The 14,386-nt window shown below is 45.1% G+C and carries 15 protein-coding genes; 3 read left to right on the forward strand and 12 right to left on the reverse strand.

All coding sequences use genetic code 11. From position 1 onward, the window contains the following. Positions 1-49 precede the first annotated feature (49 nt). The 8 genes from B7360_RS16950 to B7360_RS16985 form a co-directional block, all read right to left on the reverse strand. Positions 50-1,123, reverse strand: a complete 1,074-nt coding sequence (locus B7360_RS16950; RefSeq protein ID WP_085344079.1) for a hypothetical protein — start codon at positions 1,121-1,123, stop codon at positions 50-52. Beyond that, positions 1,120-2,232, reverse strand: coding sequence for an ATP-grasp domain-containing protein (locus B7360_RS16955; protein WP_085344081.1), 1,113 nt, complete (start codon positions 2,230-2,232; stop codon positions 1,120-1,122). The genes B7360_RS16950 and B7360_RS16955 overlap by 4 nt, the downstream gene beginning before the upstream one ends. Continuing rightward, positions 2,220-3,488, reverse strand: coding sequence for a F390 synthetase-related protein (locus B7360_RS16960; RefSeq protein ID WP_173670004.1), 1,269 nt, complete (start codon positions 3,486-3,488; stop codon positions 2,220-2,222). The genes B7360_RS16955 and B7360_RS16960 overlap by 13 nt, the downstream gene beginning before the upstream one ends. Further along, a complete protein-coding gene (locus tag B7360_RS16965) occupies positions 3,476-4,339 on the reverse strand; it encodes an MBL fold metallo-hydrolase (protein ID WP_085344082.1) in 864 nt (287 codons plus the stop codon). The genes B7360_RS16960 and B7360_RS16965 overlap by 13 nt, the downstream gene beginning before the upstream one ends. Further along, positions 4,308-5,294, reverse strand: a complete 987-nt coding sequence (locus B7360_RS16970) for an NAD(P)-dependent oxidoreductase (RefSeq protein ID WP_085344084.1) — start codon at positions 5,292-5,294, stop codon at positions 4,308-4,310. Before B7360_RS16970 ends, B7360_RS16965 begins: the two co-directional genes overlap by 32 nt. Next, a complete protein-coding gene (locus tag B7360_RS16975; RefSeq protein ID WP_173670005.1) occupies positions 5,291-6,280 on the reverse strand; it encodes a ketoacyl-ACP synthase III in 990 nt (329 codons plus the stop codon). The genes B7360_RS16970 and B7360_RS16975 overlap by 4 nt, the downstream gene beginning before the upstream one ends. Before the next feature lie 194 nt (positions 6,281-6,474). Further along, complete coding sequence (locus tag B7360_RS16980; protein WP_012841495.1) at positions 6,475-6,924, reverse strand: YaiI/YqxD family protein; 450 nt, start codon at positions 6,922-6,924, stop codon at positions 6,475-6,477. After that, a complete protein-coding gene (locus B7360_RS16985) occupies positions 6,921-7,214 on the reverse strand; it encodes a hypothetical protein (RefSeq protein ID WP_012841496.1) in 294 nt (97 codons plus the stop codon). Before B7360_RS16985 ends, B7360_RS16980 begins: the two co-directional genes overlap by 4 nt. A gap of 934 nt (positions 7,215-8,148) precedes the next feature. Between B7360_RS16985 and B7360_RS16990 the strand changes: the two genes are divergently transcribed. Beyond that, on the forward strand, positions 8,149-8,634 hold the full coding sequence (locus tag B7360_RS16990) for a GNAT family N-acetyltransferase (RefSeq protein ID WP_080936742.1): 486 nt from the start codon (positions 8,149-8,151) through the stop codon (positions 8,632-8,634). On the opposite strand, the gene B7360_RS16995 is transcribed toward B7360_RS16990, so the two are convergent. Both B7360_RS16995 and B7360_RS17000 read right to left on the reverse strand, forming a co-directional pair. Continuing rightward, complete coding sequence (locus tag B7360_RS16995; RefSeq protein WP_012841498.1) at positions 8,594-8,893, reverse strand: DUF3301 domain-containing protein; 300 nt, start codon at positions 8,891-8,893, stop codon at positions 8,594-8,596. The two genes, B7360_RS16990 and B7360_RS16995, sit on opposite strands and share 41 nt — an antisense overlap. A 13-nt stretch (positions 8,894-8,906) precedes the next feature. Next, positions 8,907-9,944 carry a DUF3549 family protein gene (locus B7360_RS17000; protein ID WP_085344085.1) on the reverse strand — a complete coding sequence of 346 codons (1,038 nt, stop codon included), beginning with the start codon at positions 9,942-9,944 and terminating at the stop codon, positions 8,907-8,909. 76 nt (positions 9,945-10,020) lie between these two features. On the opposite strand from B7360_RS17000, the gene B7360_RS17005 reads away from it, so the two are divergent. Next, positions 10,021-10,335, forward strand: a complete 315-nt coding sequence (locus B7360_RS17005; RefSeq protein ID WP_005391784.1) for a YqcC family protein — start codon at positions 10,021-10,023, stop codon at positions 10,333-10,335. A gap of 4 nt (positions 10,336-10,339) precedes the next feature. Next, positions 10,340-11,110, forward strand: a complete 771-nt coding sequence (truC, locus tag B7360_RS17010) for a tRNA pseudouridine(65) synthase TruC (RefSeq protein ID WP_046874970.1) — start codon at positions 10,340-10,342, stop codon at positions 11,108-11,110. A 91-nt stretch (positions 11,111-11,201) separates the two neighbouring features. On the opposite strand, the gene B7360_RS17015 is transcribed toward truC, so the two are convergent. Together B7360_RS17015 and glnD are read right to left on the reverse strand one after the other, a co-directional pair. Then, positions 11,202-11,585, reverse strand: coding sequence for a DUF3461 family protein (locus B7360_RS17015; RefSeq protein ID WP_005380322.1), 384 nt, complete (start codon positions 11,583-11,585; stop codon positions 11,202-11,204). 142 nt (positions 11,586-11,727) lie between these two features. Next, positions 11,728-14,352, reverse strand: a complete 2,625-nt coding sequence (gene glnD / locus B7360_RS17020) for a bifunctional uridylyltransferase/uridylyl-removing protein GlnD (protein ID WP_085344087.1) — start codon at positions 14,350-14,352, stop codon at positions 11,728-11,730. Positions 14,353-14,386: the final 34 nt, after the last annotated feature.

The raw sequence follows: 14,386 nt of genomic DNA on the forward strand, positions 1-14,386 counted from the left end.
ATCGTTCCAGATTGTGTGCACGCAGGCTTGCCTGATTATAGATGTCGATTTATAGCTGAAAACGCATCAATAAAGGGCGATAAAAGTGCTGAGTGAGCCAGCACAAGCTTTTCCAAATTACGCGTTTGTACCAAGGTAAGTGCGCAATATAAACATAGCTAAATTCAATTTCTGGCTGGGCTTTTCGGTTGCGTTTAAAAGCTGGAGCCCCTGAGCTCATATTAAAGCGACGCTGGCATATCATTGCGTGGCGGATGGTATAAGCAGATATTCTTCTATATAGCGCAAAACTCTGCGGCTTATTGGTATCGTAGCCAAAAATTGGGCAAGTCATGTCGTTATCAATTTCTACTATGCCTAACGTAGCCAGCATCTCTCCTTGATAAAATAGTCCCACTAAATACACTAAGTTATTCTGGCTAGCCTGTTTTAAATATTGGGTTGAAAACTGGATGTTATTCCGGCTGTATTTATCAAGGTAAAGCATGTCATATAACGCTTTGGCACGCTGAAACTCTTCATCAGTAGCCAGTGGCTTAAACTGCCAATCTTTATCATTAAACAGCTTGAAGTCTTTCGTTAAATCTCGGTTGAAGCTGAATGCTTGCCAATCCTCAAGTAAATACACTTGTCGCGTTACCAAACTTTGCCATTGTTGCTGCTTCAATCGCTGAATTAAGTGTGAATGCTGACGCTGGTTAATGGAGCGAAGCACCAAGGGAAAGGTGGGGTATTGATCGAGTGCCACGCGGCGCAGCTCATCGAGTTTTAAGGATTCCCATTGTTCACTATACATATTGGTGGACAAGCACTGATTGTTGAGCGTTTGGACTTGATCCAATCCAGCCAATGATAAGATTGGTTTAGTCATATTAATAAGTAGCTTACATACCCATCGAACAGCCACATTTTGGACTTTGTGAAGCTCTTCTTCGGCGTAGCCACTAAGCAGTGTCATAGGGGACACGGCATAACAGTTGTTTGGTATTTTTGGTGTTACGGAGTAGGGAATGGCAACATCATCGATATAGTAGCAACCAAAGCTTGCTGTGCATTCATCAATAGGATTCGACTGCATAAGAGTGATAAAGGTTTGATGCCATTCTTGAGAGGAAAGTGTCATGATCGCAACGCTTCTCCATTCCACTCAATATCAACGGTAGAAGCGGCACTCCACTTCGCCTTGTTCTGCCTAGCTAACCGGAGTAATTCAAACACACTCCGGATTTGGCTCCCGACCGGTAAGTTATGCTGTTGCATCACATTCACTCCAGACCACCAATCTTGCCAAGTTCGAGCCTTGAACAGGGATAACCCACCTTCAGCGATGAGTGTTATTGGACCTAAATGATGCAATCGCTGCTTGGAAGGACTGGTAAACTCCATGTTAGGAAGCAGTTGAGTGCATCGAGAGGAGAGCAGGTGCAAACCACTTGTGGCTCTTGGGTTGCATTCAATCACGTAGAGTTCATTTTGTGATTGGATGAAGTCAAACGACACTTGCCCATGATAAGTATGACGTTTACCAAAAGCGGCGATAAATGTATCTAGTCGTTCGCATGAGAGTGGCTGAAAAGCACTGGCGGCCGATCCGTTTACACAGTATTTCGGCACATAAGCTTGGTGTGCTTTAAGGTCACCATGTTCAAAAATCGCATAGTTACACACCGGAGTCCCATGGATTTTTTGTTGCTGAACCCAAGGATAAAGTGGCGATATCGTGACGGCAGAAATAGACTGAGTTGTCACATCTCTTATTACTTGCCCGCCAAACCGAGAGTAAACTGGTTTTAGAACGGTTCTTTCATTAGTTTCAACCTCACTTTTATCAGCGACCAAACGAGTTTTTGGAAGTGTAATTTCTGGCAAGCCTTGAAGCTGTTCAAAGACGGTCAACTTGTTGTGTAGGGCATTGAGCAGCGCCATATCGGGCAGAAAGAAATTCACATCTGGGCATTGTTTGTCAACATGAGCCAAGTAATACACTTCTTCACAAGTGGGTATCACCATATCAATGTGCATCTGAGTAATGATTTTTAGGATCTGCTGTTGGTAGGTGGGAAATGCAAATCGAGGTGAAGCGGTGGGTATATAAGACTCGATGCCCCGCAAAAATGATCCCAGAGGCTTTTTTAGCGAATCGGTGAGAATTACTTCATGTCCATGATGCATACACATGGTTGCCCACTCTAGTGCAACTGGTGCTCGGGCTCCGGTGATTAAGACCCGCATATGTTCACCACACGTCGTTGTTTATTCATTGGCGTCCAAATAGGCGCAGGGCGGTAACTAAATCTGACAGGATCAAGCCGTAATTGGTCAAACAACTTTATCAAGGCTTGATGTATAACCCGATGGTGGTGAACATCCGCTTCAATTTGAATGGTTTGTGACCCTGTTTGGGTGATTCGGTAATCCACGCGACCTTGGGCAGATAGTGTTATAGCGCGGTAGATGAGATCTGGTAACACCGTCACTGGGACGTGGTTTGCGTTTAGCGTGAGGCGATCACCACATCGTCCGGCAATCGCTCCAAGAGGTTCAAATACGCCATTATCCTGTTTATTCTCAATAATATCGTCGAGCTGATAACGAATAATTGGCTGAGTTTTACGACGAAAATCGGTGATGATGGGGCTGTAGTGAGTACGTTCGGTATTCAGCCAGTGTTTTTCGGTGTAAACAACATCTTGATTCCAGCGCATTTGTCCATGCTGATCAGTACATGCAAGAAAACCTTCAGTACATTGATAGACTTCATGGAGTTCGCTGTCGAACCGTTGAGAAATATAGTGACGGTCACTCTCGGTTAGAACCTCTGCCCCAGAAATGATCCGTTGTGGTTGAATTGCGGGTTGACCAAATTGACCGCTGAACTGGGCGCAGAGCTGAAGAGCTTGCGCACTACCAACCAAAAGCGTGGGTTGGAACTCATCCAGCTCTTTTATCCATTCTTGGTAAGGTTTGGTTAAATCGGCATAAAAGAATGTGACAGGCCCTTTCGCGACGGATTTATACAGTGGGCTGTTGGCTCGCAAGGCTAGTGCAATTCGGTGCTTTTGCCATAGGTTGGGCAAAAGGCGAGCCAATATATTGCCGGCCCACAGTTGTGTTTCCTGCTTGTCAGCAAGAAACAGCCCGCGCATGCCTGATGTGCCCGAAGAAAGCCCAACCGTAACATCGCCAACTTTCGAAGCGGCAAAGTTGCGTGACTGCTCTGCTTTGAGTGCCTGCTGCATTAACTGTTCAGCATCTAAGCCCTTCGTATTTAACTCTGAAAGGTTCTCCATCATGATTTGCTTATTCATGATAGGGAAATCACTGAGTGGTGCACCCTGAAAAGAGCGGTAATACGGTGAATGACGGCATACCCAATCCAAGTGTTGCGTTAAGTGTTGTTGCTGCCACGTTTCGACTTGTTCCCTTGAGCCGAAAGGGCGGTAGCGGGTTCGCCAGAATTCTGAGATAAGCGTTCTCACTTCATCCATCCTTCTTTGATTAGCTGTTGGATAGTTTCCTGACAATGTGAAGGTACAAAGCGAACAACGTGGCGGGTTTGTTGGTAGCAACTTCTCAACTCAGAGAGGGTGTTTTTATAGGCCTTTGTGTCATCGCAAAGCATGTTCGCCAGCCAATGCTGATCGATATTTTCACTCAAGCTCTCGATTAACCAGCATGCATCGGCGAGTAAGAACAGCCAACCCTGGTCTCTTTTAACCAGCAAGCCCACTTGACCAGCGGCATGGCCTGGCAAGCTAACCATATAAATAAGTTCATCGTCGAACATGTCTTTACAGAGCAAGTTAACCCCTTGGCACTGAGGAAGAATTTGGCTGATTGGCACAGAAAAATCACCATGAATGATGAAGTTAGATTCTAGTTGTGGAGGGAGCAGAGCTTTTAGGTAGCCTTTTCTTACGCCTCCAATTCGACCACTTTTAGTAATCGCATCTACCCCTTTTTGTTGGCAATGTAATTGAGAGTGGGAAAACTCAGACACGGCAGCAATGTGATCAGCATGGAAGTGGGAGAGCACTAAGTGTTCAATATCATGAGGTTTGAGACTTTCTTTCGCTAACTGCGCAACAATTCCGTGTTCTTTTTTATAGCGGCAAGGTGTTGTCCAAGCATAAAAGCGTTCAGGGAAGGGACGAGTAGCGCTAAAAAAATGCTCGTGATATCCCGTGTCAAACAGGATGTTGCCTTGTGTCGGGTGCTGAATTAACGCAACGGCTGCAGGAAATGCTCTAGGCTTTATACCAGAGCCTGGTTTGACAACAAAGCCTGGGTGTACGCAGTGTCCAGCCTCAAAGATTTTTATTTTTAGACCAGTTTGCATACTGCTGTATTCCTTCTTGAATTGAAAAAAGCGGTTGGTAATTCAGGTTTTTTATCGCCTTGCTGATATCCAGAGTTTGATGATAGTTAAACAATCCTGCGCTGTATGAAGTGAGCCTTGGCTCTGGCTGATGTGGTAAGCGCCTTCGTATTTGCTCACTGAGCTTTAATAATGGTGATACCACACCGTATGGTAATGATTGTAACGTTACTTTTAGGTTCAACCCCACACATAAAGCTTGTAGAACAGTCTCAATTGGCATTGGTTCGTTGTTGGAAATATTGAAGACATCACCATGCTGAAGCAGGTCTGCCTGAGTGCAAGCGAGCATCGCCGCATGGGCAACGTTGTCGACATAAGTTAGATCAACCACTGGGTTTCTACCCGATGGCAGAAGCAGAGTGTTGTTTTTTATCGCCTTAAGCACTCTTGGGATAATCGCGCGATCGTTGGGACCAAAAATGCCACGCGGTCTTAAAATGATCGCTTTGCTTTGGCCTTTTATGGCTTCAAGTTCAGATAGGTATTTGGTGTGTGCGTAATCATTACACCAGTGTGAAGCAATGGCGTCGGTTTCTCGAATATTCCAACGGTCTTGATGGTCAAAGTAGACGCTGGTGGAGGAAATATGGATAAAACGCGAGATTTGATGCGTATTAGCCGCATTGACGAGGTTTTTGGTGGCATCTACATTGGCTTGATAAAACGCCTGCCACTTTCCCCATGGGCTTGAGAGAGCGGCGCAATGGATGATTGCATCCATACCTTGGCATACCGCATGAACTGCTGAGTGGTCTCTTAAATCGACTATATGTGGGATAACATCGAATTGCTCGGCGAGTTGTTTAGCGATGACTGTGTTTCGTGCTGTAAAATGCAGTTCATGCTGCTGGTGAAACATTCTTAGAATTGCGCTACCCAACATCCCACTGCCGCCAGTGACTAATATCTTCATAGTTTTAGCACTCCCATCCCTAGTGACAACCCTGCGGCGGTGCCAGCTAATAACACATGTTTTCCTGCTGTTTCTGGTTGATTACGCAGCCAGTGTAAGTTAATCGGGAGTGAGGCTGCGACTTGGTTTCCCAAAGTCGAAAAGTGATTAACTGTTTTCTCGGTTGGTAACCCGGTGAGTGAGGGCAGTTTTTTTAATCCGTGCGCACTGGCTTGATGCGGAAGAAAATAATCAATATCGCTGAGCGTTACCGGAGAGGCGTCAAAGCCTTTTTTTAGAAACGCCGGTAAGGTTTTACGCACATGTTTAAACAGTGCTTTGCCCTCCATCTCAAACTGGCAGCTTTTTAAATAGGCTTGATGCTCTGAGGTGTGAGGGTTGACATGACTACCTCCGCCTTTTATCTGACAAAATGAATATCCGGTATGATGCGTTTCAAAGTGACTGGTGAGTAATCCATCACCGTTTTGTTCTTCGAGCAAAAACGCGGCGGCACCGTCGGCGAATAAGGTTGCAACTTCTGGTCTGAGCGTGAAATTTCGATTCAGTGTGATGCCAGTAGCGAGTTCGCTGGTGACAATGAGAATCCGACGGTATCGTTTTGCGAAGAATAGACTCTGAGCAAGATCAAGCGCAGAAAGAAATGATAAACAGGTGCTGTTCAAATCAAAACTTTCTAGCCATGTTGGAGCGTCTAACGCGGCGAGAACCGCTGAGGCGTCGTAGGGCAGAGACTGGTGGTGAGTGCCGCTGGCGTAGATAAGGAGATCAATGGAGCCCAAGGTATATATGTTTCCTAAACACTGCTCTATCGCCTGCACCGCCATGTAAATAGCGGTCTCTTTTGTATTGGCTACATGACGATATTCAACGTCGAATTTATTTCGGCAGGTCCCAGGCGCCAATTTTAGGAAGCGATCCATCTCTCGATCTGACCATTGATTCGTTGGCAGGTAGCTTCCACTGGAAACGATGTTAAAGCCCATTATTCTCTATACATTTATTAAAAACGTCGTTCAAAATAAACCACGTTGCATATTGAAGCTATGGCGAGCGAGATGAAAAATAAACAGAACAAAACAAATGGGAGTAAGAGCACGCTTTGGGTGCAATATTGAAAATGAATTTTCAGGAATGAGCCAGGCTTTGATTTGCTGGCTCAATATGAATAGAGTGAGGATTACTTCCTAAATTTAGCCAAAATACGATCTAAATGGTTCGCAAATTCGCGGCGATCGGTTTGGGAAAGCGCAGCGGGACCACCAGTCTGAATTCCGCTTGAACGCATGGTTTCCATGAAGTCGCGGATATTTAGACGTGCTTTGATGGTGTCTTTCGTATAAAGCTCGCCACGTGAACTGAGGGCTTGAGCACCTTTAGAGATGACCTCATCTGCAAGCGGAATGTCTGATGTGATCACCAAATCGTTGGCCTCCACACGCTTAACGATTTCGTTGTCAGCGATGTCAAATCCAGCTGGAACTTGCAGCGAGTGGATGTTGTCTCTTTTGGGCACCGGGACAACGTGGTTGGCGACAAACGTACATTCAATCCCCGTGCGTTCGGCGGCACGCACAATGGTTTCGCGGATGACTTTCGGACACGCGTCTGCATCTACCCATAACTTCATGATGACTTCTCACTTAGCTTGGCTTCTAGCTCTTCAATGCGAGCGACTAGTTTTTTCACCGTGCTTTCTAGCGCTGCAAGACGATCATTATCGGTGTGCGCTTGCGCTGCGACTTCAACCTTGGGAACACGCTGAGCGCTTTTCCAACTTTTTATTGCGGTGATTAATGCAGGCATTGGGACGGGCGTTTTCAAGCGTGCTTTCACTAACGCTACGGTTGGTTCTTTTCCTTGTTGTTGCAGTTGTTCCATTACCGCTTCTAATTCTTTAGTAACGTCTTGAGTTAACATTTTTAATCCTTAACAACGATATATCTATCATCATACGTTGAGTCCCCTAATTTGGCGAATAGCAATTTGGAATGTGTGGTGTGAGAGATCTCTTACATGGGTTGTGAGAGAAAACGATTTCGTGAGCGGAAAAATAGAAATTACAAACATCAAGTTATTGATAAATAATGATTTAACAACTATTTAACCAATGTGGCGTATAAATATTTATCTAGTATAGATTGTCAATTTTTAGGAAAGGCGTAAATTGAGAGTTGTCAGCAGGAAGCAGACATGGAACAGGAAAGCACCAAGGATTTGGTTATCGTCAGGAAGACGATTTGGTTGGTCAGGATGATTAATCAAGCATGGAGCGTAGGACATTGTAAGGACACTATCATCAATAGGATGTTGATGACTAAGGATAGACAATGGACCCCTCTAGGATAGAGGTTATGGACAGCGTCAGGAAGATGCAAGGGACACCGCTCAAGGAACAAGTGATGTGTGCTAACGGGGAATGTTAGCTATCAGGATGATAAGGACACCGCTAGGACGGCGACGTAAGGAATAAGCTGACGGAATCAGCCACTATTATGGATGATGCATGGAGCACTTTTAGTAGCCGGACTGCTGCGAGTAAGACCATGACCCCGATACTTATGTGTCGGGGTCTTTCTTATATAAAAAGATACCTAGTCGTTCTCGTTGAATTAAGCACCTCGAGGTGACTTGGGTATATCAATATCACAAAATTTATAAATTCCTAATAACACTTAATAAAAAACAATCCAGATCAATATCCTTTCCAATCAGTTGGTTTAACTTTCGGCTTCTCTACAAGGTGTTATGCCCCGCAGCTATTGAGCATATTCAAGCTCATCGAGTTTGTGATCTGCGGATAAATAAAGTTTGTTGTAATCAAGGAACAGATGTGGCCATAGTAACCAGAAGAATGCTTCTTCTACCCTACAATGAGTCGTTGCAACTAGAGTTCGTCATGCTGAATTGCTGTGCGAAAAACCGTGCTGAAATGAACGGTCCGTATACTGTCGCGTCTGCCAAACAGATGTTTGAGAAAATACTGGATGATGAAAATATTTATAGTATGGCGGTGCTAGAAAGCACCAGTCGTGACTATATGGGGCACGTGTTCATTTCCCATCTCGATTCCGAGCCTGAGTTAGGGTTTATTTTTGATAAATCTTATTGGGGTAAAGGGTTAGCGACAGAAGCTCTAAAAGCGTTTTTCCCAAAGGCGTGCCGTGAGCTGGGGCTACATAAGGTGAAAGCTAATGTGAATAGCAACCATCAAGCTTCTATGGCGGTGCTGAAAAAACTGGGATTTGTTGAAACAAAAGAAAGTAAGGATCTATATGGCCCTTACTTTGAAATGGAATTTACAAGCGATGCGGTGGTAGGTGAAAGTTCTGCGGCCTGAAACCGACCATGGTTAACTCCCCTTGGTAGCAATCGTCACCAAGAGATGAAAACTCAAATTGATACACCGTATGCCAACGCCAGACTCCGTCTGGCGTTTTTAGTTTATGGGCACCAAAGGCGATGCTGATTAATTGGAGATCCAATTGCTCACATTTACGCGTGATTGCCACTTTTGCGAGTTCGGCTTGACGACGTTGTTGCCAAAACAGATAACAGAAAAAGCATAGCCCTAAAATTGCTAAAAGATCACCAATCATCCCTGAACCTTTATTATCCCTTTGTTGCTTGTTGTAAGCTTACTAGCGCGTTTGCTAGTTCTTCAGATGGATTTGAATGTAGCAAGGGCAATAGCACCATTCTTAACTCTGGTAGCATCACTAAATCGGCAAATAACTGATTAAATAGGGCTTGATTACCGGTTTGAGCTAAACGCAGCAAAAACTGTTCTGCTACCTTTTCATTGGCTAGTAAGTGCCAAGCTCGGCCAGCCACGCCAATCAGTACTTCCTGATGGCTTAAACGAGGGCTTTGTAAAATCGCTTCTAACACTGGCGAGGCAATGGCTGTTGGTGCGCCAGCCAAAGCTCGGATAAGCGCTGAAAGTAGGAAGAGATCCGGTTCGCTACTTGCGATTTCTTGTTGTGCTTTGTCGGCGATACGCTCAGCTAAACGCTCTTGTAACTCTACATGCTCAAGCGCACCCAACAGAGCATAAAGTGGTTCATTCGGTAGGTGGTTCAATGCTTTGCGTATCATTACCCCGTTTTGCTCTTTGTCCAAACGAGCGGCCATGTCGGTGATTCCTTGCAGACCTACGGTTTGCCAATTATCCCAGCCTAAGCCACCTGAAAAGTAATGCTGAGTGTGCTCATAATATTGGCTGGTAGGAAGATCGAGATTCGCGCGGACCTGGCTATGGAACACGGCCATTTTGTCTTCGGAAGGTTTGAACGTATATGGGTTATTAGACAGCTTTTGCTGTTGCTCTTCAGTGATATCATCATTGAGGCGTGTTCCCATGGCTTCCACTACGTATTTAATGAAATTGCCGATATCCGCTTGCTTTAACAAACCGCGCTCGTCCAATTCAAACTTTAGAAACCAAATCCAAGGTTGCTTTTGTTCATTCCAATAAGCGATGGCAAGGTGTGCTTTACGCTGCATTGGAAATGGGTACGGTGCTTGACCTTTTTCTACATCGGCAAACTCTTTCTTAGCGATGGTTTTGATACGACGACCAAGATCGAAGATTTGATAATTACAGCGGCTGTTGTTCAACAGTTGAGTGAGGGTTTGAATGTTTTCCATTAAATACGACGTCCTAACGTTCTTTTCACAAGAAATGGTATCATTCTCGGCTAATTCAAGGTTCGAGATAGAATTAATGGTAACAAATACTCAATTGGTCGACTTACTTCACCAACTTGAAACGCAGCTTAAAGAACATAAGTTGTGGCAACACACTAGGCCTTCAGAGCAAGCCTTACAAAGCGTGGAGCCATTTGCGATTGATACGTTGCATCCTCATGAGTGGTTGCAGTGGATCTTTATAGACAGAATGCACGTGCTAGTGGAAAACAACCAACCATTGCCAAGAGGGTTTTCTCTCGAGCCCTATTTTTCAGAAGCGTGGAAGCAGGAACCGCAGTTCGCAGAGCTGCTTGTTACAATCCGAACCATTGATGAACTATGTAAGTAACCAAATGTTAGAACAAGAAATAGCGCGATCTTCAGAACCAGTGGAACTGGAGATCGTTTATCAGGATGAATATTTTGTTGCGGTTAACAAGCCTGCCGGCATGCTGGTGCACCGCAGTTGGTTAGATAAGCATGAAACTCAATTTGTCATGCAAACTTTGCGCGATCAAATTGGTCAGCATGTTTTCCCATTGCATCGTCTGGATCGTCCAACATCTGGTGTGCTCGTGTTTGCGTTGTCGAGTGAAGTCGCATCACAAGTCATGCCGATGTTTGCTGAACATAAAATGGAAAAGACATACCACGCGATAGTACGCGGTTGGATTGAGGAAGAGGGCGTCTTAGATTACGCGCTCAAAGTCGAGTTAGACAAGATTGCGGATAAGTTCGCTTCACAAGAAAAAGAAGCGCAAGAAGCGGTGACGGAATATAAACCGTTGGCTAAAGTGGAAGTTCCCTATTCGACGGGTAAATTTCCTACAACGCGTTATTGCTTAGTTGAGATGAAACCTAAAACGGGGCGTAAGCACCAACTTCGTCGTCATATGGCACATCTACGCCATCCGATCGTGGGTGATACAACGCACGGAGATGGAAAGCACAACAAGCTGTATCGCACAGAGTTTGATTCTCATCGTTTGCTACTGCATGCTTCAGAGTTACGGTTCGTCCATCCATTTACCGATCAAGAGATTGTCATGACGGCCAATATTGATGAGACTTGGCAGCAATTGTTTACTCGATTTGAGTGGGATGAATCGATGATCAACCGATAATCGGCGCAGTTAGATCTAGATAATGATTGAGTACAAATAAAAAGGGTTAGCATCAATGCTAACCCTTTTTTAATATTTAAGACTTAACGTTTTACTTTAGTTTTTCGAGATCCGCTTCGATCTCTGCGATCTTGCTCGAAACGACTTTTTCTAAATGACGAAGGTCTGAAAGAATTTTCTCTTTGACATCAACCTCAGGTTGTTTCGTTGGCTTAGTGATTTTATTCAGTTCATCAATGACCAATGTGAGGTTACGGTTGATTTCCGTTACTTCTTTATATTTGTGACTGCCACTGTCCACAAGAACATTTTTGATTTGGCGCGGGTATTTGAATTTAACGCTTTTGGCGAACAGCTCGCCTTTTTGCTTGTGGAAATAGATCTTGAGCACGTCTTTGTGTGCTTCTTGGCGTAGGGAATAACGTTCAATCTGCTTAGGGTCGTGAATACCCAAACCAGTGAGGTGGGGATACATAGGCTACCTCTATTACATCGAATTGATATTGATATAACTGTAGCAGCCTATGTATGAGCTAGATAGCTGATATTTAGCCAAAATGCTTAACTTGTGGGCAAGATCGCTCTCGCCCTGAACCGAAAAGATTGGCAGGTTTGATCTAAGCAGCGACCTCATCAGATAACTTTTCGATCAATCTCTCTCTTAGCTCATCTTGTTGTTCTTCACTTAATCTTCCCCCTGCATCACTGGTTAAAATAAACAAGTCTTCTGCTCGCTCACCAATGGTGGTGATTTTTGCACCATGAAGGTTGATATTTAAATCAGCAAACGTACGGCCTACTTTGGCCAACAGCCCTGGTGTGTCTAGCGCGACAAACTCCATCAACGTGTGTTTTTTACCTTTGGTTGGTAAGAAGTCGACTTTGGTTTTCACATTAAAGTGCTGAAGTTTGTTCGGAGTACGGCGTGTTTTAATCTTGGTTGGTCGGCCCGCCTCTAGTACATGGGTGAGGTGCTTAATCACCGCGGCGTGACGAGACTCATCAATCGCTTCGCCATGTTGATCGAGCACCATAAAGGTATCAATCACGTGCCCATCTTTGCTAGTCATGATTTGCGCGTCGTGTACATTAAAATTACGCCTATCTAACTCCGCCACGACCGTCGCAAATAAAGCAGGCTGGTCTTTCGTGTATACAAACACCTCAGTGCCGCCACGAGTGGCTTTTTTACTGATCAACACCAAAGGCTTAGTCGGATCTTCCATGCGAAGTAAGTGTTCGCAGTGCCACGCGATTTGCGTATGGGTATGACGAAGGAAATAGTCAGCTTTGAAGCGTTGCCACAATACTTCAATTTCGCGCGCGGCAAACCCCTCTTTGCGCAGCATTGCAGAGGCCATTTGTTGGTTGTGGCGAATTCGCTCACGCACATCGACAGGATTCTCTAACCCTCTACGTAAAGCACGTTGTGTAGAGTAATACAGCTCTGCGAGTAAGGTTCGTTTCCAAGCATTCCAAAGTTCTGGGTTGGTTGCACAAATATCTGCAACTGTCAGGCACACAAGATAATCGAGAGATTCTTCGTCTCTGACTTTTTTGGCAAATTCGGTAATCACATCGGGATCATAAATGTCTCGGCGCTGTGCGGTGACGGACATTAATAGATGATGCCTTACCAACCAAGCGACAAGTTTGGCCTCGGGCTTTGATAAGCCATGCTCAATACAGAAGTCGTAAGCCTCACCTTCGCCTATAACAGAGTGATCGCCACCACGTCCTTTACCGATATCGTGGAAAATAGCGGCAATAATCAGCAGTTCTTTCTTTTGCATACGTGGGTAGACGTCACAACAAATAGGGTGCTTCGCATGATTGTCTGGGTCACTGAAGGTATTAATGTGTTTCAGTAAGCGAATACTGTGCTCATCAACCGTGTAGGCGTGGAATAAGTCAAACTGCATTTGACCAACTATTTGGCTCCATTGCGGTAAATAGGCCGCCATAACCCCTAATCGGTGCATCAGGCTGAATGCTTTATGCAGAGCATTAGGGTGACGACATAACGCCATGAACTTTTCACGCGCAGCAGGAATGGTGTGCAAAAATTTGTTGAGTCGACGGCGCGCGGTGCGCAGCTGACGTAGTGTTGGTGGGCTCACCCCTTCAATGGTTGAGTCGTTCGCGATATGTAAGAACATATCCAGAATAGTTTCTGGGCGAGCTTGAAACAATGCGGGTTTCCGCGCTTCAATCAAAGAGCCACGACGTTGGAAGTCGGCATCGAGAATCTCGGCACTTTCTGTCGCCCCACCATTAATGATCGCTTGATCAAAAAGTTTGAGTAGCATTTTATTGAGCTCTGCCACACGACGAAGTGTGCGGTAGAACTCTTTCATCATCATTTCTACGCCTCGGTTGCCTTCACCGACGTAGCCTAGATTTTCCGCAACTTGTGCTTGATGGGCAAAGGTCAAGCGGTTGTCATAGCGGCGAAGCTCCATGTGCAGAGCGAAACGCACTCGCCAAAGGAAGTCCTGACATTCAACCAATTCTCGGTATTCTGCGTCAGTTAAAAATCCGTATCGGCTCATTTCCAGCAATGACGTGGCACCAAAGTGACGTCGGGCGACCCAGCTTAATGTATGAATATCGCGCAGTCCGCCAGGGGTCGACTTAATGTCTGGTTCTAAGTTGTAGGTTGTATCATGGTAACGGGCATGGCGTTCGCGCTGCTCTTGAATTTTCGCGCGGTAAAACGTTTCACTTGGCCAAAAGGAGTCTGACAATACGACTTTCTTCAGTGCCTGAAAGGTATCCTCGCTGCCACACAGCAGACGCGCTTCTTGAAGATTTGTCGCGACCGTTAGATCGGCTTTACCAATTTCCGCACATTCGTTAACGGTGCGAACTGCGTGTCCGACCTCGAGTTTTAAATCCCACAACAGCGTAATGAATTCGCTGATTTTTGCTTCTAGCGCGGTCGGCAGCTTATTGTTCGACAGAATCAAAATATCGATATCGGAGAGCGGATGCAGCTCGCCACGTCCATAGCCACCCACGGCAACTAGGGAAATGTTGTAAATATCTTTGAAGCCAAAATGTTGCCACAAACGATTCAGAAGCAGATCCATGTATTCTGCTCTGGCTAAAACCAAGCTTGTTACCGGATGATGATTGAGAAACTCTTGGTTTTGATCGGAGCTAAATTTCTCTAACTCTTGTTTGAGTTCTCCGATATTGATTTGTTCATCGGAAAAGGTAAGAGGGGACTGAAGTGTCATATTTGCCATCCGTGCAAGCTAATCTAGTTACAAT

The sequence above is a fragment of the Vibrio sp. ArtGut-C1 genome, assembly GCF_002105475.1.
Lineage (GTDB): Bacteria > Pseudomonadota > Gammaproteobacteria > Enterobacterales > Vibrionaceae > Vibrio > Vibrio diabolicus.

Excerpts from the sequence above, each read along its gene's own strand:
- B7360_RS16950 (WP_085344079.1), bottom strand. The coding sequence starts at position 1,123 with ATGACACTTTCCTCTCAAGAATGGCATCAAACCTTTATCACTCTTATG.
- B7360_RS16955 (WP_085344081.1), bottom strand. The coding sequence starts at position 2,232 with ATGCGGGTCTTAATCACCGGAGCCCGAGCACCAGTTGCACTAGAGTGG.
- B7360_RS16960 (WP_173670004.1), bottom strand. The coding sequence starts at position 3,488 with ATGGATGAAGTGAGAACGCTTATCTCAGAATTCTGGCGAACCCGCTAC.
- B7360_RS16965 (WP_085344082.1), bottom strand. The coding sequence starts at position 4,339 with ATGCAAACTGGTCTAAAAATAAAAATCTTTGAGGCTGGACACTGCGTA.
- B7360_RS16970 (WP_085344084.1), bottom strand. The coding sequence starts at position 5,294 with ATGAAGATATTAGTCACTGGCGGCAGTGGGATGTTGGGTAGCGCAATT.
- B7360_RS16975 (WP_173670005.1), bottom strand. The coding sequence starts at position 6,280 with ATGGGCTTTAACATCGTTTCCAGTGGAAGCTACCTGCCAACGAATCAA.
- B7360_RS16980 (WP_012841495.1), bottom strand. The coding sequence starts at position 6,924 with ATGAAGTTATGGGTAGATGCAGACGCGTGTCCGAAAGTCATCCGCGAA.
- B7360_RS16985 (WP_012841496.1), bottom strand. The coding sequence starts at position 7,214 with ATGTTAACTCAAGACGTTACTAAAGAATTAGAAGCGGTAATGGAACAA.
- B7360_RS16990 (WP_080936742.1), top strand. The coding sequence starts at position 8,149 with ATGCTTCTTCTACCCTACAATGAGTCGTTGCAACTAGAGTTCGTCATG.
- B7360_RS16995 (WP_012841498.1), bottom strand. The coding sequence starts at position 8,893 with ATGATTGGTGATCTTTTAGCAATTTTAGGGCTATGCTTTTTCTGTTAT.
- B7360_RS17000 (WP_085344085.1), bottom strand. The coding sequence starts at position 9,944 with ATGGAAAACATTCAAACCCTCACTCAACTGTTGAACAACAGCCGCTGT.
- B7360_RS17005 (WP_005391784.1), top strand. The coding sequence starts at position 10,021 with ATGGTAACAAATACTCAATTGGTCGACTTACTTCACCAACTTGAAACG.
- truC (WP_046874970.1), top strand. The coding sequence starts at position 10,340 with ATGTTAGAACAAGAAATAGCGCGATCTTCAGAACCAGTGGAACTGGAG.
- B7360_RS17015 (WP_005380322.1), bottom strand. The coding sequence starts at position 11,585 with ATGTATCCCCACCTCACTGGTTTGGGTATTCACGACCCTAAGCAGATT.
- glnD (WP_085344087.1), bottom strand. The coding sequence starts at position 14,352 with ATGACACTTCAGTCCCCTCTTACCTTTTCCGATGAACAAATCAATATC.